Source organism: Nonomuraea sp. NPDC049750, from assembly GCF_040659625.1.
Taxonomy (GTDB): domain Bacteria; phylum Actinomycetota; class Actinomycetes; order Streptosporangiales; family Streptosporangiaceae; genus Nonomuraea.
This window is the reverse complement of record NZ_JBFANB010000002.1, coordinates 545,703-562,752: the sequence shown is the minus strand read 5'-3', so window position 1 is coordinate 562,752 and position 17,050 is coordinate 545,703. Positions and strand designations below refer to the sequence as shown.

General features: G+C 70.2%; 12 protein-coding genes. 8 read left to right on the top strand and 4 right to left on the bottom strand.

Annotated features, from left to right (window positions below):
• The first annotated feature begins 40 nt into the window (after positions 1 to 40).
• The 5 genes from AB0J16_RS07790 (at position 41) to AB0J16_RS07770 (ending at position 7,794) form a co-directional block, all read left to right on the top strand.
• Positions 41 to 916: a halocarboxylic acid dehydrogenase DehI family protein gene (locus AB0J16_RS07790; RefSeq protein ID WP_358535767.1), complete on the top strand. Its 876-nt coding sequence runs from the start codon at positions 41 to 43 to the stop codon at positions 914 to 916.
• Between the two features lie 79 nt (positions 917 to 995).
• Positions 996 to 1,835, top strand: a complete 840-nt coding sequence (locus AB0J16_RS07785) for an alpha/beta hydrolase (RefSeq protein ID WP_358535765.1) — start codon at positions 996 to 998, stop codon at positions 1,833 to 1,835.
• Positions 1,836 to 1,972: 137 nt separating this feature from the next.
• On the top strand, positions 1,973 to 4,633 hold the full coding sequence (gene lanL, locus AB0J16_RS07780) for a class IV lanthionine synthetase LanL (protein WP_358535763.1): 2,661 nt from the start codon (positions 1,973 to 1,975) through the stop codon (positions 4,631 to 4,633).
• Between the two features lie 231 nt (positions 4,634 to 4,864).
• Complete coding sequence (locus AB0J16_RS07775) at positions 4,865 to 6,583, top strand: ABC transporter ATP-binding protein (RefSeq protein WP_358535761.1); 1,719 nt, start codon at positions 4,865 to 4,867, stop codon at positions 6,581 to 6,583.
• Positions 6,583 to 7,794 (top strand): sensor histidine kinase, encoded by a 1,212-nt coding sequence (locus AB0J16_RS07770; protein WP_358535758.1) that lies wholly within the window; start codon positions 6,583 to 6,585, stop codon positions 7,792 to 7,794. Before AB0J16_RS07775 ends, AB0J16_RS07770 begins: the two co-directional genes overlap by 1 nt.
• Positions 7,795 to 7,884: 90 nt before the next feature.
• Here AB0J16_RS07770 and AB0J16_RS07765 read toward each other — a convergent pair whose 3' ends face one another.
• Positions 7,885 to 11,385: a S8 family serine peptidase gene (locus AB0J16_RS07765; RefSeq protein WP_358535756.1), complete on the bottom strand. Its 3,501-nt coding sequence runs from the start codon at positions 11,383 to 11,385 to the stop codon at positions 7,885 to 7,887.
• 194 nt (positions 11,386 to 11,579) lie between these two features.
• Positions 11,580 to 12,005 carry a MerR family transcriptional regulator gene (locus AB0J16_RS07760; protein WP_357947537.1) on the bottom strand — a complete coding sequence of 142 codons (426 nt, stop codon included), beginning with the start codon at positions 12,003 to 12,005 and terminating at the stop codon, positions 11,580 to 11,582.
• A 53-nt stretch (positions 12,006 to 12,058) separates the two neighbouring features.
• On the opposite strand from AB0J16_RS07760, the gene AB0J16_RS07755 reads away from it, so the two are divergent.
• On the top strand, positions 12,059 to 13,015 hold the full coding sequence (locus AB0J16_RS07755) for an SDR family NAD(P)-dependent oxidoreductase (RefSeq protein ID WP_358535754.1): 957 nt from the start codon (positions 12,059 to 12,061) through the stop codon (positions 13,013 to 13,015).
• Positions 13,016 to 13,053: 38 nt separating this feature from the next.
• On the opposite strand, the gene AB0J16_RS07750 is transcribed toward AB0J16_RS07755, so the two are convergent.
• Entirely contained in the window at positions 13,054 to 13,839 is a 786-nt protein-coding gene (locus tag AB0J16_RS07750) for an isoprenyl transferase (RefSeq protein ID WP_358174189.1), read from the bottom strand.
• Complete coding sequence (gene recO, locus AB0J16_RS07745) at positions 13,836 to 14,585, bottom strand: DNA repair protein RecO (protein ID WP_358535752.1); 750 nt, start codon at positions 14,583 to 14,585, stop codon at positions 13,836 to 13,838. The genes AB0J16_RS07750 and recO overlap by 4 nt, the downstream gene beginning before the upstream one ends.
• A gap of 224 nt (positions 14,586 to 14,809) precedes the next feature.
• On the opposite strand from recO, the gene AB0J16_RS07740 reads away from it, so the two are divergent.
• Complete coding sequence (locus AB0J16_RS07740) at positions 14,810 to 16,318, top strand: CDP-alcohol phosphatidyltransferase family protein (protein ID WP_358535750.1); 1,509 nt, start codon at positions 14,810 to 14,812, stop codon at positions 16,316 to 16,318.
• On the top strand, positions 16,315 to 17,034 hold the full coding sequence (locus tag AB0J16_RS07735) for a DUF5941 domain-containing protein (RefSeq protein ID WP_358535748.1): 720 nt from the start codon (positions 16,315 to 16,317) through the stop codon (positions 17,032 to 17,034). The genes AB0J16_RS07740 and AB0J16_RS07735 overlap by 4 nt, the downstream gene beginning before the upstream one ends.
• Positions 17,035 to 17,050: the final 16 nt, after the last annotated feature.

Genomic DNA, 17,050 nt, shown 5'->3' with positions numbered 1-17,050 from the left:
CACCTTGAGCAATTGGATCCAAGTTTGTACCCTACGTTGCATGCAATCTTCGAAGCGCTCCTCATCGGTCGGCCCGCGGACTGAGGCGATCATCACGACGGAGCCCGGCGATGCCGCCCGTGGCGCGGTGCTCCTGCCGTCGCTGCCCGGCAGGCCCGAATTGACCCCCGAAACCGCCCAGGTGATCGAGGAGGTACCGGGCTACCTGGGCGTACCGTTCGTCAGCCCGATCTTCCAGGCGCTCGCGAACTACCCCGACTACCTCGTCCCGGCCTGGAACCGGTTCAAGCCCGTCATCGGGTCACCCGAGTTCAAGCAGGCCGCGGCGGGGCTGGGCGTGCCGGCCGGGCTGCTGCCCGCGCCGGAGGAGTCGTCGGCGGCCGATGACATCCGCCGTTACACGATCACGTTCCACCGGCTGCTGCCCGAGATCCTCCTGCTGGCCTCGTGCTGGTACCGGGGGCTGACCGCAGGCGCCTCCGCGGCCCTCGCGCTCGACGGCACCACCCCCGATCCGGGCCCGCGTGGTGTCGCCCCTGAAGCGGTCAACATCGTGCCGGACGGGACTCCGCCCGGCGAGGAACTGGCGCGGGTGTACGAGGAGATCCGCGCCGTGCACGGTCATCCCCGGGTGCTGAGCTACTACCGCGCGATCGGCGGCTTCATGCCACAGGTGTGGCGGCGACTGGAGCCGATCGCCCGCGGCGCGGAGTACGCCGCGGCGCGCGAGCGGGTACTGGCCGACGCCGCCGCCGCGGCCGCCCGCCTGCCCGTCCCGGTGATCGACACGGCTCACGCGCACGAGGTGGCGGCCGTTCTCGCGGTGTTCCGGGTCCGGCTGATCCCCTCGCTGCTGCTCGACACGGCGGTCGTTCTCGCGCTTGTGGGGGAGAACACGGCGATCGTCACCACCTGACCCTCAAGCCGTGGGGCACTGGCCGGGGCTCGGGATAATCGTTCGCCCTGACCGAAACGCCGCTGACAGGATCCACGCCATGCCTGCCTTCTCCGCACCTGACGGAACCACCCTGGCCTACCACGTGTTCGGAGCGGGCACCCCGCTGATCTGCCTGCCGGGCGGCCCGATGCAGGACGCCGACTATCTCGGCGAGCTCGGCGGCCTGTCGGCGCATCGACAGCTGATCATGGTGGACCCTCGGGGCACCGGCCGGTCCGCGACCCCGGAGGACGCCACCTCCTACCGCTGTGACCGGCTGGTCGACGACGTCGAGGCACTGCGCCAGCACCTCGGTCTTGACCGGATCGACCTGCTCGCGCACTGCGCCGGCGCGAACCTCGCGGCCCTGTACACGGCCCGGCATCCGCGACGCGTGGGCAAGCTCGCGCTGATCACGCCGAGCCCTTTCGCCGTCGGTCTCGCGGCCACCGGTGAGGCCCGGCTGGAGGTCGCGCGGCTGCGCGAGAACGAGCCCTGGTTCGCGACCGCCTTCGCGGCTCTTGAGGCGATCATGGGCGGCAAGGCCACCGGCGACAGCTGGACGGCCATCGACCCGTTCTTCTACGGCCGGTGGGACGCTGCCGCGCAGGCCCACCACGCCGCCCAGGAGGGTCATCGAAACGACGAGGCCGCCGCGGTCTTCGGTGCCGAGGGCGTCTACGACCCGGCCGCCACCCGCGCGGCGCTGGCCGCGTTCGACGCGCCCGTGCTGCTGCTGGCCGGCGAGGTCGATCTGAACACGCCTCCGAGCGTCGTGGCCGAGTACGCCGGGCTGTTCCCCGACGCCGAGTTCGTCGTTCAGCCGCGAGCGGGCCACTTCCCGTGGGTCGACGACGCCGACCGGTTCGTGACGACGACCGCGACGTTCCTGAGCTGACGATCCTGGGCTGAAAACCGCGGCGTCGCCCGCCCCCCTCTGATGATCGGTCAGGCGCCGACAGCCCCTGTCAGCGAAAAGCAAGGCCCGTCGGCCACCCTCCTATGGAGCGGCGCCGGACTTCGGGAGGTAGTGCCATGGGGGCGGACGCGACCATTCTGCGCGACCTCGTGACCGACGAGCTGGCCCGGTCCGGCGAGGGCGGCTGGGCGATCGAGGCGGCCGATTTCTGGTGCCGGGTCACTCCCGACGGCTATCCGATGCCCGATCAGGGATGGAAGCTGCACGTCTCCGCCACGATGCTGTCGGCCCCCTTCGTGCTGGCCCAGGTCGCCCGGGTGCTCATCGAGGCGGGTTGCGCCTTCAAGTTCCCCGACCGGCTCGGCGACTACTGGGAGCTGCTCGCCCCGCACTGCGCGCGGGCGCAGGCGGGCAAGTTCGTGACCGCCTACCCGACCAGTGACGCCGAATCGGTACGCCTGGCCGCCCTCCTCGACGAGGCCACCAGAGGGCTGCCGGGCCCGGCGATCCTCTCCGACCGGCCCTACCGCGCGGGCGGCCTCGTCCACTACCGCTATGGCGCCTACTCCGGGCACCGGACGCTGGGCAACGACGGGTTCTACGAGGTACGGCTGTGCGCTCCGGGAGGGCAGCTGGTCCGCGACGAACGGGCGGCCTCCTTCACCCCGCCGAGCTTCGCGGCCTGCCCGTTCCCCGAACCAGCGAAAAGGGCCACAAAAGGGACGTCTGCGGTCATGCTCAACGACCGGTTCGTGGTGCGGGAGGCGATCAGACACGCCAACAGGGGCGGCGTGTACATCGCCGAAGACACGAAGACCGGCCGCGAGGTCGTCATCAAGGAGGGTCGCCCGCATGCCTCCTCCGACCTCAGCGGCCGGGACGCCAAGGACCGGCTGGCTCTCGAACGTTCGGCTCTCGACGACCTCGCCACCACCGGCGGCGTGCCGGCCGTCGTAGACGCCTTCGAGCAGGGCGGCCACGCCTTCCTCGCGGAGGAGCTGGTGCCGGGCCAGACCGCGCACCGATGGACGGAGGCGCACGCGACGCCACTCGGCCGGGACGGCTTCGGCTGCCCGGCCGAGCAGGTCGTACCGGTCGTCACACGCCTGGTCGCCCTGCTGCGGCAGGTGCACGACCAGGGCTACGTCTTCCGGGACCTCTCCCCCGGCAACGTCATGATCCTGCCCGACGGCCAGATCCGGCTCGTCGACCTGGAGTACGCGGCCAAGCAGGACAGCACCGTCATGATCGGCGGCACCCCCGGCTATCTCGCGCCGGAGCTGGCGCCGTACTCCGGAGCCTTCCGCCAGGCACCCACAGGGGCGGCGGATCTCTACAGCCTCGGCGCGCTGGTGTACTTCCTCGCGGTCGGCGCCGAGCTCGGCCTGGCGGAGGACGAGGAGGCCGGCCCGGCTTGGGGCGCCCGCGCCGGCGACCTCCTGGCCAGGGTCGCCGAGGGCAACCCCGCTCTGGCGGTGCTCCGGCCCATGGTGGCGGGCCTGCTCGCCGAGCCCGAGGACCGCTGGACGCTCGACGCCTGCGCGCGCTTCCTGGCCAAGCGCCAAGAGCCCCTCGCGCGACGCGTTCTTCCGTCTCGCGTGAGCGCGGACGACCTGGTCGCCGACGGGCTCGCCTGGCTGGCCGAGACCATGGACGACCGCCCCGGCAGCCCGTCCCCCTGGCCCAACATCACCTATGGACTCGAAGCCGACCCCTGCGCGGTGAGCGCCGGCGCGGCCGGCATCCTCCCGGTCCTCCCGCCCGAACAGGCCGACACCGTCTCGCGCTGGCTCCGCCGCCGCCTCGACGAGGAGGACGTCTGGCCGTCCGGGCTCTACGCCGGGCGATCCGGCTCTCTCTGGGCGTTGTACGAGGCGGCGCGGGACACGGAGTCGAGGGACTTCGCGGTGCGGGCCGCGTACCGGCTGCCGACCGACCATCCCAGCCCCGACATGACCCACGGCCTGGCCGGGTGCGCGATGGCCACCCTGCGCCTGGCCACCCGCGCGGACGACGCCGCGCTGCGCGAGCGGGCCGCGCGGATGCTCCAGAACCTGCACGACGCGCGGTCCTCCCTTGAGGGGCGCCCGCAATGGCTGACACCGGCCTCCCATGACTCCAGCCTCGCCGGCACCAACCACTTCGGCTTCGCCCACGGCCTGGCGGGAATCGGCACCGCCCTGCTCTACGGGGGCGTCGCCTTCGGCCAGGCGGAATGGCTGGAGACCGTGCGCGAGGTGGCACACACGTTCTACGCGCACGCCGATGTCGAACGGGGTGCGGCCTGGTGGCCGTACCGGCGTGACGAGCCCGAGTCCGTACGACCGCGCCGCCCCCACTGGTGCAGCGGATCGTCGGGCGTCGGCTCGTTCCTCATCCGCTACTGGCACGCCACGGGCGACCCGATCGCGCTGGAACTCGCCGAGCAGGCGGCGGTCGCCGTACACCGGACGAGGTGGCAGTCGGGCTCGGTGCTGTGCCACGGCCTGCCGGGCGAAGGCGATTTCCTGCTCGACATGGCCGAATTCACCGGAGACGCGCGGTACCACCGATGGGCGGAGGATCTGGCCACCTGCCTGACGGTGCGGGCCGTCAGGCGCGCGGGCAAGCTGCACGTGCCCGACCGCCTGGGCCGGATCCTGCCGACCTACCTGGGCGGGACCGCGGGCGTCCTCGCCTTCCTGCTGCGCCTGCGTCACGGACATCCGCGCCTGTGGATGCTCGACGACGTCATCGGTCGCCCAGCCCATGAGCTCACCGCGCTTCGAGCGCGGTGATACCTGAAGGAACGGAACCAGATCAACGGAAACAGAGAGGGGGGAGAACATGTCTTTTGACGTTCAGGACCTGCAGAACCTGCAGGAGCGTGAGCCGAGCACCTCGGAGTCGGCGCTGCTGAGCAACTGCATCAAGCACCCGGGTTGCACCGACACCAACTGATGAAGATAACGGCGTGCGGCTTGGCATCGGCCGCGCGCCGTTTCCAGATCTCCGAGAGGGCAGGCGTCGTGACGACCCGCAGGATCATCCGGCTGTTCACGCCGTACCGTCGTGCCGTCCTGCTCGTCGTGCTGCTGGTCGCGATCTTCTCCGCGCTGAACGCGGCCGTCCCGCTGCTCACCCAGGTCGTCTTCGACCGCGCCCTGTTCGGCGCGGGCGGCCCGCGGCCGGGCCTGCTGGCCCTGATCGCCGCTGTCGCGGCGGTCGTCGCGGCCGGGGCGGCGGGCGTCGACCTGGCCCAGGCGTGGATCTCGGCCCGCATGGCCCAGCGGATCATCCACTCCTTGCGTACGCGGCTGTTCGGCCATCTGCAGCGGATGCCGCTGGGCTTCTTCGCCGCCGCCCGGAGCGGCGAGATCCAGTCGAGGCTGGCCAACGACACCGACCAGATCGAGGACGCGATCAAGGACACGCTGCCCAGCCTGCTCGGCAGCCTGCTGGGGTTCCTGTTCGCGCTGGGGGCGATGTTCTCGCTGTCGTGGCGGCTCGCGGCGGTCACCCTCTGCCTGGCACCGGCCATCCTGTGGGTCACCGCCCGTTCGGGACGCGCGCTCAAGATCCTCTCCGCCGCCGGCCAGCGCGCCCGCGCGGAGATCGCCTCCATCGCCGCCGAACGCCTCTCCCTGGGCGGCATCACGCTCGCCCGGGTGCACGGGCGCGACGGCCACGAGGCCGCGGTGTTCGCCGCGGAGAGCGAACGGCTGGCCGGGCTGGGCGTCCGCGCGAGCCTGGCCGCTCAGTCGGTGCTGAGCGCGGGGCACATCTTCTTCGTCCTGACTCCGTACATCGTGTTCGTCGCGGCCGGGCTCATGGACGGGATCACGCCCGGCACGCTCATGGCGTTCGTGGTCCTGCAGTCGAGGCTCTACCAGCCGCTCTGGCAGATCCTGCACATCTCGACGGAGTTCCGCAGCGCCCAGGCGGCCTTCGAGCGGGTCTTCGAGTACCTGGACCTGCCACCGGGACCGCCCCCGCCCGTGGGTGGAGCAGGGGCGGGTGAGGTGAGCGTCGCGGGCGCCTCGTACGCCTACGCGGGACCGGAGGGCGAGACCCGGTGGGCGCTCCGCGAGGTGACCCTCGACCTGCCCGCCGCCTCCGCCACCCTGATCGTCGGCCCGAACGGATCGGGCAAGACGACGCTCGGCCACCTGCTCGCCGGACTGTACGAACCGGCGGAGGGCTCCGTACGGACCGGCGGGCGCGTCTGCCTGGCCCCACAGGAGGCGCTGCTCTTCCAGGGCTCCATCGCCGACAACCTCCGCTACGCCGCCCCCGACGCCGGCCTGGACGACCTGGTCGCGGCCTGCACGACCACCAGGATGCACGAGCGGATCATGGCCCTGCCCGACGGCTACGACTCCGTGGTCGGCGAGCGTGGGGCACTGTTCTCCGGCGGTGAGCGCCAGCGCCTCGCCCTCGCCCGCGCGCTCCTGAGCGACGCGCCCGTCCTGGTCCTGGACGAGGCGACGTCCGCGCTCGACCCGCTGGCCGAACGCGAGGTCGTCCACGCGGTTCTGCGGCGTCGCAGGGGGCTGACGACGGTGATGATCACCCATCGGTTCGGGGGCCTGGACGCGTTCGACACGGTCGTCGTACTGGACGGCGGACGCGTGGCCGAGTCGGGCACGCCTCCGGAACTGCTCGGCCACCGGCACGGCCTGTACGCACGCATGGTCCGCGCCCAAGCCGTCCAGCGGCGCGCGGAGATCGCCGCTAACATGCGCTGATGCGGGTAAAGCTGCTGTCGTCCCTCAGACGGCTGGCCGCGATGAACCCTTTCATCGTCGACCTGGCTTTCGGCGCGGCGGTCGCCGCCATCACCTTGACGTTCCTGTTCTCCGTGGGCGGGACCGAGGCGGGTTACGCGGAGCGTCCCCTGGACGCCGCCGGCGTGGGATTGACGCTGGTTGCCAACCTCGTACTGGCCTGGCGGCGGCGCGCATCCCTCACCGTGCTGGCGATCTCCTGCGCCGCGGCGTTCGTCTTCCACCTGGCCGGTTACGACTCCAGGTTCAACGAAGTGGCGCCGCTGCTGGCGCTGTACACCGTGGCCAGCCGGTGGCGGCCGGCCGTGTCGCTCCCCTGCGTGCTTCCCATGACGGCCATCTGGTGGCACGCCGCGTTCCTCGCCCCGCCCGACTTCGCCTGGCCGAACGTCCTGCAGGTGAGCATCATGGTCGCCGTCGCCTGGACGTTCGGCAACAGCACCCGGATGCTGGTCGAGCGCAACAAGCAACTGGCCCACCTCACCGGGCGGCTGCGCCAGGAGCAGGAGGACAAGGCGCGGCGCGCCGTCATGGAGGAACGGGTGCGCATCGCCCGCGAGCTGCACGACGTGGTCGCCCACCACATGTCGGTCATCGTGCTCCAGGCGGGACTCGCCCGGTACGTCTTCGGCACCGACCCCGCCACCGCGCGCGGCGCGCTCACCACCATCGCCGACACCGGCAGCGAGGCCATGGGCGAGATGAGACGACTGCTGTCCGTCCTGCGCATAGAAGCGAACGACGACACCGATGGCTACGACCCGGCACCCGGCCTGCAACGGCTCGAACAGCTGGTGGAACGGGTGAACTCGGCCGGCCTGCCGGTGAAGATGTCGATCACCGGCGCCGTACGCCCGCTACCTCCGGGAATCGACCTGTGCGCCTACCGGAGCGTCCAGGAAGCCCTCACCAACGTGCTGAAGCACGCGGGCCCGGCGACGGTGGCGGTCTCGCTCCATTACGGCGCCGAGCTGAAGCTGCGCGTCACCGACGACGGCAGTGGACCGACGCTCACCCCGGACGGGGACGGTCACGGCCTGATCGGCATGCGCGAACGCGTCAAGCTCTACGGGGGCACGGTCACGGCCGGGCCGAAGCCGTCAGGCGGATTCGAGGTCTCGGTCACCCTGCCCCTGGCCTCCCCGGCTATGGACGATCGCCCCTCACAATGATGACGAACCTGCGATACTGCAGACTTACCAGCGCCCGCTAAAAGCCTCCCGGGCCCGCCTTAGAGGCGGGCCCGGGTCATTCTGGCTCTTTCACGAGGCCTTGTCAGGCCGCTCCGAGATGCGGATGGCGTTGACGATCGTCATGCCCTGCCGCGTGGCGAAGCGGACGTTGAGCTGGCCGTCGGTGACCTTCACCGTGTACTGCCTGCTGACGGCCGTGTACGTGCCCGCCTCCAGCGCCAGGTCCAGCGCCGGGATCGCGAGCTGCCCCTCGACAAGCACGTCGAAGACCCGGCGGCCGATCTGCGTCGACTTGACGTCGGCGAAGTCCAGCTCGACGGTGTACGTCCCGGCCGGCACGTTGTCGAAGCGGTATTCCAGCATCCCTTCGCGAGCCGACTTGAACAGCGCCTGGTCGTCGGTGCCCTTGATGGCCTTGGACGAGGTGGCCGTACGGGTCGAGGTGGCGATATACCCGTAGCCACCAGTGCTGTACTTCTTGTCGGCCGTCCACGCGTCGCCGGCGGTGTCGGTCACGGCCTTGGTGCCGCCGGCCTCCACGGCCACCTGGAGCTTGGGCACCACGACCGTCACCGTGACCTCGATGATCGGCTGCCGCCCGCTGGCCGACTTCACGATCAGCTTGCCCGAGCGGTAGGTGCCCGGCTGGACGCCGGTGCTGGACACGCTGACCTTCAGCGTGACCGCCTGCCCCTTGGCCAGGTCGCCCGCCGTCGGTGTGACGCCGATCCAGCTCTGCGCCGGGTCGGTGGTGACGGTGTACGCCGTGGGCGAGCCGAGGTTGGTCAGCTCCATCGTGCGGGCCCTGGCCGCGTTCGTGGGCATCACCACGGTCAGCTCGCTGACCGAGGCGCTGACCCGGCCGGTGACCAGCGCGGTGTCGATCCTGGTGACCGTCGTCGGCGCGATCGTCACCGTCTTGGTGAAGGTGCCGTAGTTCTCCTTCGACACCACCACCTCATAGTCGCCGGCCAGGACCTGCCCGTAGAAGGCGCCGTCCTCGCCGGTGGTGTAGGTGGCCACGTCGCCCACCTTCACCGTCGCGCCCGCCAACGGCTTGCCGTCGTTGGCGTCGGTGACGGTGCCGGTCACCAGGCCGTGCCTGCTCGCGATGAACGTCAGGCCCTGCCCGTTGGACAGCGCGGCCTCCTCGTTGGCGTACTGGAGCGCGTCGGTGCCCGTCGCGTTCTCGATGCCGATCGTGGCGCTGGTGCCCTTGTCGCGCTCGCTCTCGATGTCCTTGTAGCGGTAGCTCATCGTGCCGTCCTCGCCCAGCAGGGCCGCGAACGAGACACGCTGATCGGTGGCCGAGTAGAACTTCGCGTTGCGCCACTCGACCACGAACTGGCGGTGCGGCGCCGTCCCCGTGACGCCGGTGTAGACGCCGCTGTCGGCGTCCACCACCAGGTCGTCCCAGTACGGGTAGACGGCGTTGTTGGGCGTACCAGCGCTGGGCAGCTTGCCGTTGCTGCCGGTGACGACCCTGTCGGTGGCGAAGGTGGCGAACCCGTTGGTGCTGATCCACGCCTTGCTCTGCCCCACCCCGTAGAACGGGACCGGGAACGGCAGCGTCACCTGCTGCGCCTCGTCGTCGCCCGAGAGCGCGAGCTTGTCGGTGCCCGCGACGTACGGAGCGGCGGCGCTGCGGCAGGTGTAGCCGAAGTCGTCGCCGCGCAACGGCAGCTCGACGTCCTTGGTCACGTCCCCGGCCACCGTGACGGACGCCGTGGCGGCGCTGGCGCAGCGGGAGGCCGGAGTGATCGTGAGGTCGTAGGTGCCGTTCGGCAGCGACATCCGGTAGCGGCCGGCGGCGTCGGTGACCGCGCTGACGGGCGTGCCGGCCGCCTCGACCTTGGCGCCCGGCTCCGGCGTGCCCGCCGTGGTGACCGCGCCGGTCACCACGCCCGTGGCCTTCTGGGTCATCACCACGTCGGCGGTGGTGCTCTGGTCGGCCGCGATCGTCGCCGTCGCGCTGCCCTTGTCGTAGCCGAACTTCTCCGTGGCGATCTGGTAGTCACCCGGCAGCAGACGCGGGATGACATACGTCCCGTCCGTCCCGGTGACCACCGTACGGCTCAGCGGCCCGGACAGGGTGACCGTGGCACCGGACACCGGGCCGCCCGCGGCGGTGACCGTACCCTTGAGGTCGCCGAGACCCCCGCGCGGCGCGGCCGACACCGCGGCGAAGGCGTCCAGGCGGCCCTCGCCCCAGACGTTGTTGTCGGCGGCGGTGCCGCCGCAACTGGTGTCGTTGACGTCGATCGCGGTGCTGTCGAGCAGCGGCCGGGTGGCGGCCACGTCACCCTGGAGCCCCGGCGAGGCCGACCAGATCAGCGCCACCGTCGCCGCCAGGTGCGGCGAGGCCATCGACGTGCCCGTGTAGCTGTCGTAACCGTTGCCGGGCACCGAGGAGCGGACGTCCACGCCGGGGGCGGCCAGGTTCGGCTTGATCTCGCCGTTCTCGCCCTCGCCCTTGCTGGAGCGGGCGTACAGGACGTTGTTGACGTCGAAGCCGCCCGCGCTGTAGCTGCTCACATACTGGCCGGGCGAGCCGCTGGTACGGCAGGCGGGCCCCTCGTTGCCGTTGGCGAAGGCCGGGAAGATGCCGGCGGCGATCCACGCGTCGACGATCTCCTTGTACCAGGGGTCGAAGCCCACACCGCCCCAGGAGTTGTTGACGATGTCGGGAGCCAGGTCGGGGCGCGGGTTGGCGCCGTTCAGGTCGGTGGGGGCGAGCATCCACTGGCCGGCGGCGAGCAGCGAGGCGTCCGTGCAGGTGTTGACCTCACAGCCCTTGGCGGCGATCCACTTGGCGCCGGGCGCCACCCCGATGCCGTTGACGCCGACCATGGTGCCCATGACGTGCGTGCCGTGCCCGAGGTTGTCGCAGGGCGCCGCGCTCGGGCAGATGTGCGCCGGGTCGAACCAGTTGTAGTTGTGGTTCACGGAGCCGTCAGGGCTCCTGCCGCGGTAGGCGGCGGCCAGCTCGGGGTGATCGAACTGGGCGCCGGAGTCGATGGTGCCGACCACGATGCCTTCGCCGCGGTCGCCGAGCTCGTTCCAGACGCGTGGGGCGTTGACGCGGTCGATGTTCCACTCGACGGCGTTGACCTTCGCCACGGCCTTGCCGGGCTCCGGCTTCGGCAGCGACACGGTCCGTACGGGGTCGATCCGGTCCACTTCCGGCAGATTGGCGATCTCGGCCGCCAGTTTGGGGTCGGCGGTCACTCTGACGGCGTTGACGATCCAGTACGGGGTGTAGTCGGCCTCGTGGGAGTCCAGCAGCTTGCGCAGGGCCGCCTGCGAGCTGCCGGCCTTGGCGGTCTTGGCCTCGAAGACCTGCTCGGCCTTGTCGTCCTTGGTCGTGGCCCGGCGGGCGCCGCTGAGGTCGGCGGTGCCCTTCAGGCGTACCCAGAAGGTGGCCTTTCCGTCCGCTGCCAGGTCGGCCTGGACGGATTGATTGATCTTTCCCGGGTCGGGCGCGGCTTGGGCCACGCCCTGGGGGAGGATGAGGGTGACAGCGGCGGCGACCGCGATCAAGATCGCACGCCAATGGGGGGTGGACGGCACACGCTCTCCTTCACGCCATGGAGTAGAGCTGATCTTTACGCCTATGGGGAGAAGAGTGAAGAGAACGTGTCAGCTTTGCAAGGGCCCGACATGACTTGTCATGAAATGTGATCTGGTAACTGCAGCGGACGGCCGGCTGCCTGACCTCGCGCGTGCAACCGACGCGCACACAGCGGGGTGCATCTTGACCACGCCTATGGAGACGGCGTTGGCGACCAGAGCCCGGCCGCGGTTCCGTCCTCGACATGCTTGCGATAGGTGAGGACCTTGCCATGGATGATCTCCAGGCTCGCCGTCAAGTCGGCGATCTTGTCCCGGACGGTTCTCTCATGCTCCTCCAAGAGCGCGAGCCGCTCCGGCTCGTTGCCCGGACCTGATCGAACAAGCCGGGCGAACCTCTTCACGCCGGCGATGGGCATGCCAGAGTCCCGCAGCCGGTTGCACAGCAGGAGCCACTCCACATCCTCCGGGTCATAGACCCGCTGCCCCCCGGCCGTGCGCGGGATCGGGCGGAGGAAGAGCTCCTCCCGTTCGAAGAACCGCAGCGCGTGCACACCCAGCCCGGTCGCCTTCGCGACGTCGCCGATGGAAAGCCCGTCTCCAGTTGCGTTCTTACTCATGCCGTTCCGCCTAGCTTGACCTAGATTGCAGTCTAGATTCTAACGTTCGAGGCATGGCAATCACGCAACACAAGATCGGTTCGGGACTCGACGCGCACAGCACAGCGAACGACGTTCTGGCCGGTATCCAGCTATCCGGCAAGAACGTCCTGGTCACCGGCGGTTACTCGGGACTCGGCCTGGAGGCCACAAGCGCGCTGGTCCGCGCCGGGGCACACGTCATCGTGCCCGCCCGCCGTCCTGCGGTGGCGAGACAGGCGCTGTACGGCGTTCCGCGAACGGAGGTGCAAGAGCTCGATCTGTCGGACGCCGACAGCATCCGGACGTTCAGCCACCGGTTCCTGGAAACCGGCCGCACCCTCGACATCCTCATCAACAACGCGGGCGTCATGGCCTACCCGCACAGGCTCATCGGTTCCGGTTGGGAAGCGCACTTCGCCATCAACCACCTCGGGCACTTCGCTCTGGTCAACCGGCTGCGCCCGGCACTGCCCCCCACCGGCGCACGAGTGGTGTCCGTGGCCTCGTCCGGGCACTTCCTGTCCGACATCCGCTGGGACGACCCGCACTTCCGCCACGGCTACGACCATTGGTCGGCCTACGGGCAGTCCAAGACGGCCAACGCCTTGTTCGCCGTCCACCTCGACACCCTCGGCGCGGCCAGTGGCGTGCATGCCTTCGCGGTGCACCCCGGCAGCATCCTCACTGAACTGCAACGGCGCATCCCCCAAGAAGAGCAGATCGCCCAGGGCTGGATCACCCGGGACGGCGGGCACGCCGACGGTTTCAAGACTCCGGCCCAGGGCGCGGCGACGGCCGTATGGGCGGCCACCTCGCCCCTGCTCGACGAGCACGGCGGCGCCTACTGCCAGGACTGCGACGTCGCAGAGCCCGCGATCACCGACGACATGCTCATCGGCGGCGTCAAGCCGTGGGCGGTCGATCCCGACTCCGCATCCCGGCTCTGGGCCCTCTCCAGCGAACTCACCGGGCTGGATGCATTCTCCTGACTCGGGGGTGAGGTCACCACGCGCCCTGGCTGGATCGTCTAGACCTGATTGGGGATCTGGTTGGGGATCGCCCCGCCGTAGCGCCTGTCGCGCTTGGCGAAGGTCTCGCACGCCTCCCAGAGATCACGGCGGTCGAAGTCCGGCCAGAGCCGGTCGAGGAACACCATCTCGGCGTAGGCAGACTGCCACAGCAGGAAGTTGGAGAACCGCTGCTCCCCCGACGACCGTACGAACAGGTCGACCTCCGGGATCTCCGGCTCGTCCAGATAACGGGCGAACACCTTCTCGTTGACCTTCGACGGCTTGACCCGGCCCGCCGCGATGTCGTCGGCCAGCCGTAGCGCCGCCTCGACGATCTCCGCCTGGCCGCCGTAGTTGACGCAGAACTGCAACGTCAGCTTGCGGTTGTCCTTGGTCAGCTCCTCGGCGGTCTGCAGCTCGGAGATCACGCTCTTCCACAGACGGCCCGGCTTGCCCGCCCAGCGCACCCGTACGCCCATCGCGTGCAACTCGTCACGGCGACGCCGGATGACGTCGCGGTTGAAGCCCATGAGGAAGCGGACCTCGTCGGGCGACCGCTTCCAGTTCTCCGTGGAGAAGGCGTACGCGGAGAGGTAGGGAATGCCCAGCTCCAGCGCACCCTCAATAACGTCGAACAGCGACGCCTCGCCGGCCTTGTGCCCTTCGGTGCGCGGCAGCCCGCGAGCCTTGGCCCAGCGGCCGTTGCCGTCCATGATGATCGCCACATGCTTGGGCACCAGGTCACGCGGGATCGGCGGCGCAACCGCGCCGGACGGATGCGGCGTCGGGGGTCGGACGTTCACACAGTCTCCCTCGCTATTTGCTCCCTTTCGACGTGCCGGAGAGAGCGTATTCCGTGTTCGAGGTGCCATTGGAGATATGCGGCGACGAGGCCGCTGCATTCGCCGCGATGCCGTGACTGCGACGCGTCGGCCGTGGCCCAGTCGCCGCGCAGCAGCGCGGTCATGAGCCCGATCGTCTCCCCCGCGGGCACCACCGATCCGGACGGTTTGCACGCCCCGCACACCACGCCACCGGCCACGATGGCGAACGCCCTGATCGCCGGGGCCTGGCACCGGGCGCACGCGTCCAGCGCGGGGGCGTAGCCGGCGACCGCCAGGGAGCGCAGGAAGTAGGCGTCGAGCACCAGCCTGGCCTCGTGCTCGCCATCGGCCAGCGTACGCAACCCGCCCACCAGCAGCAGGAACTGCCGCAGCGCCGGCTCCTTCTCGCCCTGTGTGAGCCGGTCGGCGGTCTCCAGCATCGCGGTGCCCGCGGTGTAGCGGGGATAGTCGATCGCCAGCGCCTCGCCGTAGGGCCTGATGGTCTCCGCCTGCGTGACGACGTCGAGGGTGCGGCCGGTGTGCAGCTGCAGGTCGACGTGGGTGAACGGCTCCAGCCTGGCCCCGAAGCGCGAGGTGGTGCGGCGCACGCCCTTGGCCACGGCGCGGACCTTGCCGGTGCGCTTGGCCAGGATGGTGACGATGCGATCGGCCTCACCGAGCTTCTGCGTGCGCAGAACCACGCCTTCGTCACGATAGAGACTCACTCGCCCATCCTATGGCGCGCCAAGGTCATGCTCGGGTGGAGTGGCTTCGCGAAGCCCGGGTCGAACGGTGGCGCGAAGCCCGGGTGGAACGGTGGCGCGAAGCCCGGCTGGATCGGCTCCGCAGAGCTCGGATGGAGCGACTTTGCGCAACCCTCACTAGACTTTGACGTCCGTCCCCGCTCTACCCGTTGTTCAACCCCCCGCAACCGCCTCGAAAGGGAGTCATGACCCGCGTGGTCCTGCTGGGCTCTTCGCCCGGCCCCGACACCGCTCCGACCGGCCTGAGGCTGGCCGCGCTGCCTGGCAATCCCACCGTGGCCGAACGGCTGCGCAGCCAGATCCTCTCCCTGGATCCGCAGCCGGCCACGATCGAGCCCGGCGACGTGGCCTCCGCTCTGCGCGCGCTGGCCGACGTAGCCGAGTCCGCAACGGAGAACCTGTTCCTGATCCCGGACAACTCGATCGTCCACGACGAGCTGATCTACCAGATCACCAAGGCCAAGCGCGGCGCGCTGGCCCTCGTCGCCAAGGAGCCGCGCCCGGACGTGGTCGACCAGGCGCAAGAGGACATCGTCCCGATCGACGAGGCGGAGCCCGAGATCGGGCTCAACAAGCTCGAAGGGCTGCCCGTCCGCGCCCGCGCCGGCAAGTCCCGCGTCATCTCCGTCGGCACCGCCAACCACGCCGTGACCAGGCCCAACACGGTGCTGCTCGGCCCCCTGCACGTGAGCGCGCGCAACGCTCCCATGCTGGCCGAGACCTGCCGCGAGCTCGCCGACATGGCCGGCTCGTTCGGCGCCGACGACGACCTGATTCAGCTGATCGTCTTCGGCCTGGTCCGCAAGGGCGTGTCCGTCGGCATCCGCGGCCGCCGCGACCTCTTCTACCGCCGGGTCACCACCCAGGAGGAGGTCAACGAGGCCGGCACCGAGATGTCCGGCATCGACGAGGACCGGGCCAGACTCGACAACGCGGTCAAGGGTGCGGACGGCTTCTTCACCACCTATTTCGTCTCCACCTACTCCCGCTTCATCGCCCGCTGGGCCGCCCGCCGCGGCCTGACGCCCAACCAGGTCACGCTCATCTCGATCACGCTCGGCGTGCTCGCCGCGGCCTGCTTCGCCACCGGCGCCCGGCCGTGGATGGTGGCGGGCGGCGTGCTGATCTACTTCGCCTTCGTCTTCGACTGCGTCGACGGCCAGGTCGCCCGCTACGCCCGCAAGTTCGGCGTACTCGGCGCATGGCTCGACGCCACCTTCGACCGCTTCAAGGAATACGTCGTCTTCGCCGGCCTGGCCATCGGCTGGGTCGTATCGGGCAACGGCGATGACATCTGGATTCTCGCGCTGGCGGCGCTGGGCCTGCAGTCCACCCGCCACCTGCTCGACTTCTCCTTCGGTGTCTCCAACCGCCGCAAACCGCCCGCCCAGCTGCCCACGCTGCCCCTGGACGCCCCCGACGACCGCGCCCTGCGCAAGGCGCTGGAGCGTCGTAAGGTGGAGCGCAGCCAGGGCATCCGCGGCGTGCTCAAGATGTGGACCCGCGCCGGGCGGTTCCGAGCGGTGCACTGGGCGCGTAAGATGATCGTCTTCCCCATCGGCGAGCGGTTCGCGGCCATCGCGATCACCGCCGCCCTCTTCGACGCCCGCATCACCTTCCTCACCCTGGTGATCTGGGGCTCCGTCGCCGCCGCCTACACCCTCACCGGACGCCTCATGAGGTCGCTCGCATGATCACCGCACCACTGGCCGCAGCTACTCCCACGCCGGATCCCGACGAGGAACGCCGCCGCATCCAGACCGCCCGCCTACTCGCCTACCGCGACGACGGCCCCCTCGTACACGCGCTGGCGGGCCGCATCGGCAAGGGCATCCCGCCGGTCCCGGCCACGCTCATCGCCCTGCTGGCGGTCGTGGCCGTCACGGTCGCCGGCGTGCTGAAGCCCGGCCCTATCCTGCTCGTGCCCCCGCTGATCGTGCTCCTGCTGGTGCTCCCGACCGCGCCCCGCGACCACCTGGGCCGCCTCGACTGGCTCACCCCGCCGCTGCTGCGCGGCGCCGAGTTCCTCACGATCATCGCGGTGGGGCTGGCGGCCGACGTACCGAAGTGGCTGCTGTTCGTGCTCGTGTACGTGGTGGGTTATCACACCTACGACACCGTCTACCGGACACGGCAGAGCATCTGGCCGCCCGCCTGGGTCTTCCACGCGGGGCTCGGCTGGGAGCTGCGCCTGCTGATCATCGGAATCGGCGCGGCGCTGGGCGTACTGACGCCGGTGCTGGCGGTACTGACGGCGTACCTGTTCGTACTGTTCGCGGTGGAGAGCGTGACCAGTTGGGTCCGCCTCGACAAGGCGTCCGCGCAGGCAGGCGCCGACGCCGAACAGGACCTGGAGGCGTCCCCGGAGGACGCCATGGAACAGGCCACAGGCGAGGCCGAGAAGGGCTGACTTCCCTCCCTCATGC